Annotated in this window: 7 protein-coding genes; all 7 read left to right on the top strand. The window is 65.5% G+C overall.

The genetic code is table 11. The features are described 5' to 3' along the window. A partial coding sequence (locus tag WAW85_RS11845; RefSeq protein WP_422559809.1) for a SpoIID/LytB domain-containing protein occupies positions 1-1,324 on the top strand: 1,324 nt, incomplete at its 5' end. A 115-nt stretch (positions 1,325-1,439) separates the two neighbouring features. Then, positions 1,440-2,648 (top strand): UDP-galactopyranose mutase, encoded by a 1,209-nt coding sequence (gene glf / locus WAW85_RS11840; protein ID WP_422559808.1) that lies wholly within the window; start codon positions 1,440-1,442, stop codon positions 2,646-2,648. A gap of 21 nt (positions 2,649-2,669) precedes the next feature. Continuing rightward, a complete protein-coding gene (locus tag WAW85_RS11835) occupies positions 2,670-4,631 on the top strand; it encodes a glycosyltransferase (protein ID WP_422559807.1) in 1,962 nt (653 codons plus the stop codon). Further along, a complete protein-coding gene (locus WAW85_RS11830; protein ID WP_422559806.1) occupies positions 4,612-5,271 on the top strand; it encodes a phosphatase PAP2 family protein in 660 nt (219 codons plus the stop codon). Before WAW85_RS11835 ends, WAW85_RS11830 begins: the two co-directional genes overlap by 20 nt. Before the next feature lie 10 nt (positions 5,272-5,281). Continuing rightward, entirely contained in the window at positions 5,282-6,220 is a 939-nt protein-coding gene (locus WAW85_RS11825; protein ID WP_422559805.1) for a decaprenyl-phosphate phosphoribosyltransferase, read from the top strand. Continuing rightward, on the top strand, positions 6,207-8,300 hold the full coding sequence (gene zomB / locus WAW85_RS11820; protein ID WP_422559804.1) for a flagellar motor control protein ZomB: 2,094 nt from the start codon (positions 6,207-6,209) through the stop codon (positions 8,298-8,300). The genes WAW85_RS11825 and zomB overlap by 14 nt, the downstream gene beginning before the upstream one ends. Before the next feature lie 327 nt (positions 8,301-8,627). Beyond that, a complete protein-coding gene (locus WAW85_RS11815) occupies positions 8,628-9,620 on the top strand; it encodes an alpha/beta hydrolase-fold protein (RefSeq protein WP_422559803.1) in 993 nt (330 codons plus the stop codon). The last annotated feature ends 66 nt before the right edge of the window (positions 9,621-9,686 follow it).

Raw genomic sequence — 9,686 nt, 5'->3', positions numbered from 1 at the left:
GGCCGTGAGCCTGTCCGGGAGCAACGCCACCATCACCCAGGGCTGCGGCGGCGCGGTGGTCAAGACCGTCACCGCGCAGTGGGTAGAACCGGTCGAGGCCGGCTCCAACCGGCCAGCTGGCGAACTGCTGACCTTCTGCGACGGTGATGAGAAGTATCGCGGTGCACTCGGCATCACTGGCGACGGCGTCTCGAACAAGCTCAACGTCGACGACTACGTCAAGGGCGTCATCCCGAAAGAATCGGTCCCCGCGTGGGCCGATGCTGGCGGCCTTGAGGCGTTGAAGGCGCAGGCCGTGGCCGCGCGGTCGTACGTGCTGGCCGGGCTCGCTGCTGGCCGCAAGATGAACAACACCCAGCAGTCGCAGGTGTATCACGGGGCCTCCGGTGAGGATCCGCGCACCAACCGGGCTGCCGACGCGACCGCCGGGCAGGTCCGGATGCGTGGCGGCAAGCCCGCGCTGACCGAGTTCTCCGCATCCACCGGCGGCTACACCGCTGGCGGCGATTTTCCGGCCGTCGTCGACGCCGGTGACTCCGTCTCTCCCAACCACAACTGGACCGCAGAGGTCAGTCCGTCGAGTATCGCCAGCGCCTTCGGCGTCGGCGCGTTCCGCAGTTTCGAGGTAATCGAGGCCAACGGGCTCGGCGAGGGCTACGGCCGTGTAGTGAAGGCACGCATCGTCGGGGCCAGCCGCACCGTGGAAGCCACCGGCGAGCAGTTGCGTGGGAAGTTGCAGCTCAAGTCGGACTGGTTCTCCATCGCCGGTCAGAAGACCCCGCCGAAGATCGTGAAGCCGCAGATCGGACCGACCGACCCGGGGGGCTCGCTGGACCTGAGTCCGCTGACGGCATTGCTGGGTGGTAGCGCACCAGACCTGTCCGCACTCGGCCTGAGCGGGCTGTCCGGCCTGGGCGATCTGAGTGCCGTGACCGACCAGCTGGCACCGCTGATCACTCAATTGATCGGTGCCGGATTGCCGGAGCTGGCCGCCAAACAGGTCGCCCTCGACCGCAGTGACAACGCCAACGGATCGATGGGTACTGTCAGCCGCGAGCGCAGTGACAACGCCAACGGATCGATGGGTACCGTCAGCCGCGACGAGAGCGCCAACTCGCAGGGCTCCACCGGTACCGTGGCGAAACCAGAGCTGGTGACCGACGGCAAGGGCATGTACGGCCTGGTTCAGGTGCTGTCGAATGGCCTGATCTACTACAGTCCGGCGACTGGCGCGCAGGCGCTCTTCGGCCAGGCGCTGACCGACTTCTTGAGCGGCGGAGGTCTCGCCGTCCTGGGATTCCCCAAGCAGGATGGCTTGCGGTAGCGGTCTTTCGCGCCGCCTGCGGGTGCAGCCCCGCGCGTGATGTGCCGCCTGGCACAGTGCGTGCTTCGCCGCGCCTTGGTCAACGCACAGGTTCGGTCCGATAACCTGAACAGTTGTGACGGAAAACAGTGCGACCGCATACGACCTCATCGTGGTCGGCTCCGGCTTCTTCGGTCTGACCGTGGCCGAACGGGCCGCGACCACATTGAACAAGCGTGTCCTCGTCGTCGAACGGCGCGATCACATCGGTGGGAACGCCTACTCCGAAGCCGAACCGACCACCGGCATCGAGATCCACAAGTACGGCGCGCATCTGTTTCACACGTCCAATGAGCGGGTGTGGGAGTACGTCAACCAGTTCACCGACTTCACCGGTTACCAGCATCGCGTGTTCGCGATGCACGACGGCCAGGCGTATCAGTTCCCGATGGGCCTCGGACTGGTTGCGCAGTTCTTCGGCCGCTACTACAGCCCGGATGAGGCCCGCGCGCTGATCGCCGAACAGGCCAGCGAGATCGATTCGCAGGACGCGCAGAACTTCGAGGAGAAGGCGATCAGCCTGATTGGCCGCCCCCTCTACGAGGCGTTCATCAAGCACTACACGGCCAAGCAGTGGGAGACCGACCCGAAGAATCTCCCGGCGGGCAACATCACCCGGCTGCCGGTCCGCTACAACTTCGACAACCGCTACTTCAATGACACCCACGAGGGGCTGCCCGTCGACGGCTACACCGCGTGGCTGGAGAAGATGGCGGCCGACGAGCGCATCGACGTCGCCCTGCGCACCGACTGGTTTGAGGTGCGCGATGAGCTGCGCGCCGCGAGCCCGGACGCTCCGGTGATCTACACCGGACCGCTGGATCGCTACTTCGATTATTCGGCAGGCCGCCTGGGCTGGCGCACGCTGGATTTCGAGACAGAGGTGCTTGACACCGGCGACTTCCAAGGCACCCCGGTGATGAACTACAACGACGCCGACGTCCCGTTCACGCGCATTCATGAGTTCCGCCACTTCCACCCGGAGCGGACGCAGTACCCGGCCGACAAGACCGTCATCATGCGCGAGTTCGGCCGCTTCGCCAGCGACGACGACGAGCCGTACTACCCGATCAACACTCCGCAGGACCGGGATCGACTGGGTGCCTACCGCACCCTGGCACAGGCCGAGACCGCGGCGAACAACGTGCTCTTCGGCGGACGCCTGGGGACCTACCAGTACCTAGATATGCATATGGCGATCGCCAGTGCGCTGACCATGTTCGACAACACGCTGGCCCCGCACCTGCGTGACGGTGCGCCACTGGCGGACCAGTCGGACGTTTAACGACGGAGCATGAGAAGCACTATGACCTCTTCTGAACTCGACACCACCCGGGCGGTCTCGCTGCTGCAGCGCGTGATCTTCCCGCGGGCTGGCGAACCGCTCGACGTCCGCTCGCTGTACCTGGTGGAGTCCGACCGCAATGAGTCGCGCGCCCATGCGCCCGATCGCACCAGCGTTCGGCTCGGCGCCGAGTCGCAAGTCAGTTTCGCCACCTACTTCAATGCCTTCGCCGCCAGCTACTGGCGCCGCTGGACCGTGCTGACGTCGGTGGTCTTGCGTATCGAGTTGACCGGTACCGCACGCGTCGACCTGTACCGATCAAAGATCGACGGATCGCGGATCGCCATCGGTGGGGATCTCGTGGAGGTGGACGAGAGCGGACACGGCATCTTTGAGTACGAGACCGATCTGGGGCCATTCGAGGACGGCGGCTGGATCTGGTTCGACGTCACCACGGACACCGCGACGGCGATCGTCGCGGCGGGCTGGTATGCGCCGGTTGACCCTTCGACAGGCTCAGGGAGCGGATCGGGCTCGGGGAGCGGTGGGGACGACCCTTCGACAGGCTCAAGGGACGGCCGCGTGACGGTCGGTATCCCGACGTTCAACCGGCCCACCGACGCGGTGGCCGCGTTGGCCGCGTTGACCTCCGATCCGCTGGTTGACGCGGTAATTGACGCGGTGATCATGCCCGATCAGGGCACCCGCAAGGTGGTCGATGAGCCGGGATACGCCGAAGCCGCCGCGGCCTTGGGTGATCGTCTGCACATCTTCGATCAAGGCAATCTGGGCGGCTCCGGCGGTTACTCGCGGATCATGTTCGAGGCGCTGCGCCTCACCGACAGCCCGTACGTGCTGTATATGGATGACGACATCATGATCGAGCCGGACTCGATCCTGCGTGCGCTTGCCATGTCGCGCTTCGCGAAGACGCCGATGCTGGTCGGTGGGCAGATGCTGAACTTGCAAGACCGCAGCCACTTGCACTGCATGGGCGAAGTGATTGACCGGAGCAAGTTCATGTGGACGGCCGCGCCGTTCGTCGAGTACGACCACGACTTCAGTAAGTACCCGCTCAGCGACCGCGACAACTCCAAGAACCTGCATCGTCGGATCGACGTCGACGGCAATGGCTGGTGGATGTGCATGATTCCGCGGGTGGCCGCCGAGGAGATCGGACTGCCGCTGCCGCTGTTCATTAAGTGGGACGACTGGGAGTTCGCGCTGCGCGCGGGCCGCGCCGGCTACCCGACGGCGACGGTCCCGGGCATTGCGATCTGGCATATGGCGTGGAGTGATAAGGATGACGCCATCGACTGGCAGGCGTACTTCCACCTGCGCAACCGGCTCGTCGTCGCGTCCCTCTACACCGACGGGCCGATCACCGGAATCCTGAACTCGCATGCCAAGGCCACCGCGAAACACCTGCTGTGCCTTGAGTATTCGACGGTTGCCATCCAGAACGAGGCGATGCGCGACTTCCTGCGGGGTCCGATGCATATCCGGGAGATCTTGCCGACCGCGCTCGGCAAGATCGCGCTCATGCGCAAGGAGTATCCCGACGCCGTCGTGCTGCCGTCCGCTGAAGCACTGCCCCGCACCACCGGCGAAGCCACCCACCTTGGCGTCAACGAGCCGACCGGCCCGGTGGCCAAGGTCAAGGCGCTCGTGGGTGCGGTGCTGAACAACGCGCGCCCCGCCGACCCCCGCCACCACGAAGTCCCGCAAGCCAACTACCCGCCGATCGAGGCCCGTTGGTACTCGCTCGGTCGGGTCGACGGTGTCACCGTCACTACCGCTGACGGCCGCGGCGTGGTCTACCGTCAACGCGACCGGGCGAAGATGATCGCCCTGGCCAAGGAGTCGGCGCAGTTGCAGCGCGAATTGCGCGAGCGCTTCGACGAGATGCGGGCGAAATACCGTGCGGCACATGAAGAATTGGCGAGCAAGGAGAGTTGGGCGCATGTCTACGGAATCGACTGACCCCTCGACGGAGCTCGGGGAGCGGGAAACCTATCGCGCACCGCAGGGCGAGGAGCGGGAAACCTCCCGCGCACCGCAGGGCGAGGAGCGGGAAACCTATCGCGCACCGCGCGGTGAGGAGCGGATCCTCGTTGGCGTGCAGTCGGCGCTCGCCGACCGCCCCGGTGTGATTTCGGCCGCGCGCGGCCTGAGTCACCTCGGGGAGCATGCCCTGGGTTGGATGGGGCTGGCGGCGCTCGGAGCCATCGCGGCCGCGCGCACCGGCGATGAGGAGCGCAAGCGCCGGTATGTCGAGGCCGGTATCGGCGCCTTCGGCGCGCACGCCGCCTCCGTGGTGCTCAAGCGCATCGTCCGGCGCAAGCGACCGAACCACCGCGACATCAGTATCGGCGTGGGCACCCCGAGCAAGCTGAGCTTCCCCTCGAGCCACGCGACGTCGACCACGGCGGCAGCCATCCTGCTCGGGCGCGCAGCCGCCGGTACTTCGGGTGCCGTGGCGGCCACCGCAGTGGTCGTCCCACCCATGCTGCTTTCTCGCTTGGTGCTCGGCGTCCACTACCCTTCCGATGTAGCCGCTGGTGCACTGATCGGTGCCGCCAGCGCCGGTGCCGTCATCGCGGCCGACAAGCTCTACAAGTGAGGAACCGTTGATGAGCGAGGAGCCGACCGAGGGTAAAGTCCTCGGACCGCCGAAGAATCTACCGGCCGGCGTCATCAAGGCGCTCCGCCCGCGTCAGTGGGTGAAGAACGTCCTGGTACTGGCCGCTCCGCTGGCGGCCGGCACCGATGCGCTGACCGATGCCAGCAAGATGGGCAACGTCGGTATCGCCTTCGTCGCGTTCTGTCTGGCGGCGTCGTCGATCTACCTGATCAACGATGCGCTTGACGTCGACGCGGACCGGGCGCACCCAACCAAGCGTTACCGACCGATCGCCGCTGGTGTGGTGCCGCGGGGCCTGGCCTTTGGCCTGGCGGCCGTGCTGATCGCCGTGTCCATCGGCATCGCCTACCTCGCGAACTGGGAGACCGCGGTGACCATCGCGGTCTACATCGTGATCCAGCTCGGCTATTGCTTTGGTCTCAAACACCAGGCTGTGGTGGACATCTGCATCGTCTCTTCGGGCTTCCTGCTCCGGGCGATCGCTGGCGGTGTGGCTGCCGATATCACGCTGTCGAGTTGGTTCCTCCTGGTGATGGCGTTCGGTTCGCTGTTCATGGCGGCTGGCAAGCGTTACGCCGAGCTGCAGCTGGCTGAGCGCACCGGAGCCAAGATCCGCAAGTCGCTCGAGTACTACACCACCACGTACCTGCGGTTCATCTGGACACTCTCGGCCACCGCGGTCGTGCTCTGCTACGGCCTGTGGGCGTTCGACAGTGCGTCGTTCCAGGGCGCGAAGCCGCACAGCGAGAACATCTGGTTCGCGATCTCGATGGTCCCGTTCACCATGGCGATCCTCCGCTATGCGGTGGACGTCGACGGCGGCGAAGCCGGCGAGCCGGAAGAGATCGCCCTGGGCGACCGCGTTCTGCAGTTCCTCGCGGTGGCCTGGGTGGTGCTGGTAGCGGTAGCGGTCTATGTCCCATCGTGAGCCCGATGCAGCCGCCGAGGCCGTCGGTGTCCCGGTAGCAAGCGACGACGACGCGGCGCCCGACACCGCCCGCGCCGAACTCACGCCGCGGCCTCGGTTTGATCCGCGTCGGTTTGATCCGCGTCGCCTCGGCCCGTCGCTGCTGGCCCCCGGCATCAGCTGGCTGGTCGGCACCGCGTTGGTCACCGCCTTCTTCGCGATCGGTGCATGGCAGCGTCGGTGGATCGCCGACGACGGGCTCATCGTGCTGCGTACCGTGCTCAACCTGTTGGCGGGTAATGGACCGGTCTTCAACGCCGGGGAGCGAGTAGAAGCCAACACCTCCACCGCCTGGACCTATCTGCTGACCTTCATTACCTGGGTCACCGGCGGCCAGGTCGAGTATGTGGTGCTGTGGACGGCCTTTGTGCTATCCGTCGCTGCCATTCCGATCGCCATGTACGGCACCGCCCGGCTCTACGGCCCCCGCTACCTGCGCGCCGCCGGGAGCTTCACGTTGCTGCTTCCGCTCGGTTCGGTCATCTATATCGCGTTGCCGCCGGCGCGCGACTTCGCTACCAGCGGATTGGAGAACGGGCTGGTGATCTGCTGGATCGCCTGTCTGTGGTGCTTGTTCCTGGCCTGGGCGCGGCGCGACCGGGCCCGCACCGATGTGCGCGCGAAAGCGGCCTTCCTTTTTCTGGCCTTCCTCGCTGGCCTGGCCCCGCTGATCCGGCCGGAGATCACCGTGCTCGGCGCGCTGGTGCTCCTCGTCCTGTTCTGTGCACCGATCGGTTGGCGGTTGCGTGTCGGCATGGTTGCCGCGGCGGCGGCGCTGCCGGTCGGTTACCAGATCTTCCGGATGGGCTACTACGCCGTGCTGGTGCCCAACCCGGCCATCGCCAAAGATGCCAGCGGCGCGAAGTGGGAACAGGGCTTCACCTACCTCGGTAACTTGTTCAGTCCGTATGCCTTGCTGCTGCCGGTGATTCTGGCGGTGCTGGTCGGGCTGGTGCTGGTCGTGACCCGCGTGCGGACGCCGGCTATCGCGATCGTCGACGACGGTGACAGTGGTGCCACCGGCACCACTGACGACATCCTGGGCGCGGAAACGGCGCCCATCACCCTGGGCTCGCGGTGGCGTGGCTTCCAGGATCGCCTCCAGCGACCGTCGACCGTCGTCCTCACCGTGCTGCTGGCCGGGCTGGTGCTGACGCTGTATTGGCTGCGTCAGGGCGGGGACTTTATGCATGGCCGCGTGCTGCTGGCGCCGCTGTTCATTCTGCTTCTCCCGGTGATGGTGGTTCCGGCGACGGTTCCGCTGGCCGCACGGACCGCGATCGCCCGCTGGCGGCTGGCTGCAGCGGCCTTCATCATCCTGGTGGTTGGCGGCACGGCCTGGTGGGCTGCGGCGATCTCGCAGAACGTCCTTTCCGACGCCGGCATGGACATCAGTCGCGATGGAATCGTCGATGAGCGACGCTTCTATGTCGCCAATATGGCCAACGAAAATCCGATCACGGCCGAGGATTACCTCGAGTACCCGCGCATGCGCGCGATGGTGGACAAGATCAACGAGGCGCAGGCCTCCGGCGGGGGTGTGCTGCTGCCCTCGGGTAGCTACGATGAGTGGTTTCTGGTTCCCTTGCGTAAGGACCTGCCCCCTGATCAGCAGGATCGGACGACGCTCTACTTCTTGAATCTGGGCATGACCGGGATGAACGCCCCGCTGGACGTCCGGGTCGTCGACCAGATGGGCCTGGCCTACCCATTGGCGGCGCACACCGAACGACTGCCGGATGGGCGCATCGGCCACGATAAGAACCTCGGTTCGCAGTGGGTCGTCGCCGAGAGCGGCGGTGTGGCCGGCGGGCCAGGTCTGCCGGGCTTCATTCCGATCTTGGAGGTGCGCCGCGCCAATGTGGCCCTCACCTGTCCGCAGACGCAAGACCGGTTCGCCTCATATAAGGAAACGTGGTCGTTCGCCCGTTTCCGGCACAATCTGCGGCAGGCTGTGGAGTTCAACAGCTATCGGATCGTGCGTCAGCCGGAGTACGAGATCCTCCGGTGCGGTCTGACGCCGCCGGTGGAGCATAAGTAGCGGCGGGGTGGCGTTCGGCGGGCGAATGGTCCGGCGGCTGGCGATTTTTGTCTCGAAACGGTAACGTCCTGCGGTGACCTAGCGATGGTATTGATGGCGGCGTCCGCGGTTTGCGGTAAGCAAGCGCGGAAGCCGGCGAAGTGCCAGCACCGACACTGTGATGACAGTCACAATTTTGCGGTCGGTCGGCTGGGCCGGATAGGCTTCCGTCCATCCAGAGACGGATGTGGCGTGTGTTACGTCGAGAGACTGTTAGCGCAAGACGAGACGACTGTGCGTAGCCTGAGAGGCTGCTAACAGGCGAGGAAGTAAAGGGAGACGCAGAAGATGCGCTTTGGAAATAGCAAGTCGCGGGTCAGTCGGAAGCTGACCGCGATCGCCGTGTCGGCGGCCACGTTGGCTGGCGTCATCGGCGCGACCGCCACTGCCGGTGAGGCCAACGCCTATCGGGCGCAGGATTTCTCTGTGAACTCGTGCGGGATGCCGTCAGGCAACGCTCTCGGTGCGCCGACCTCGAAGGGTCGGGTCAAGGTCCAGTCCTGGCGGCGTCCAGGTAACACCCGCACCGTCATCTTGCTCGACGGTATGCGTGCCGAATACGGCACCAGTGGCTGGTTCCAGCAGACCAACGCCTGGAAGCTGGTGAATCAGGGCGTCAACGTCGTGATGCCGGTCGGCGGCCCGGCGAGCTTCTACACCGACTGGGATGCCCCGTCGAACTTCAATGGCCAGCGTGCTCGCTACCAGTGGGCGTGTGTGCTGAACAACCGGCTTGTTCCGTACCTGCGCAGCAACGGCTTTGCCAGCAAGGGTGGCAAGTACGCCCTGATGGGTATCTCGTCCGGCGGTAACGCGGCCCTGGCCAACGCCGCGCAGAACCGCGACAAGTACTACGCCGCTGGATCGCTCTCGGGCTACAACTACCTGACTGCTCCGGGTATGCGCACGATGCTCCGTATCGCCATGCTCGACGTGGCGCCGTCGCCGTGGAATGTCGACTCGATGTGGGGCGCTCCGTGGAGCCCACGCTGGGTGCAGAACGACCCGGCGATGCTGATCAACCGCATGCAGGGACTGAAGCTCTACGTCGGCTCGGGTAACGGGCTCTTCGGTCGCTACAACTACCCGCAGAACATCGGCGACGACCTGTTCAAGGGCACCCCGCTGGAGCTGCTCGCGCTGACTCAGGCCGCCGCGTTCAACACCATGGCCATTGCGCAGGGTCTTGCGCCGATGACCTACACGGCCAATGGCACCCATGCCTGGGGCTACTGGCAGGACATGCTCTGGGACGCGAAGCGGCGTGGCTTCTTCTCCTGATCCGGAGCGAGTGACTATGCAACATTAGTCACACACTTAACATGCGCCACAGCGTGGCGTACAGAC

This window comes from Gordonia sp. (in: high G+C Gram-positive bacteria) (assembly GCF_049299075.1).
In the GTDB taxonomy this organism is placed as follows: Bacteria; Actinomycetota; Actinomycetes; order Mycobacteriales; family Mycobacteriaceae; genus Gordonia.
The sequence above is the reverse complement of the archived record's forward strand: the minus strand, read 5'-3'. Positions and strand labels throughout refer to the sequence as shown.

Excerpts from the sequence above, each read along its gene's own strand:
- WAW85_RS11830 (WP_422559806.1), top strand. The coding sequence starts at position 4,612 with ATGTCTACGGAATCGACTGACCCCTCGACGGAGCTCGGGGAGCGGGAA.
- WAW85_RS11815 (WP_422559803.1), top strand. The coding sequence starts at position 8,628 with ATGCGCTTTGGAAATAGCAAGTCGCGGGTCAGTCGGAAGCTGACCGCG.
- WAW85_RS11825 (WP_422559805.1), top strand. The coding sequence starts at position 5,282 with ATGAGCGAGGAGCCGACCGAGGGTAAAGTCCTCGGACCGCCGAAGAAT.
- WAW85_RS11835 (WP_422559807.1), top strand. The coding sequence starts at position 2,670 with ATGACCTCTTCTGAACTCGACACCACCCGGGCGGTCTCGCTGCTGCAG.
- zomB (WP_422559804.1), top strand. The coding sequence starts at position 6,207 with ATGTCCCATCGTGAGCCCGATGCAGCCGCCGAGGCCGTCGGTGTCCCG.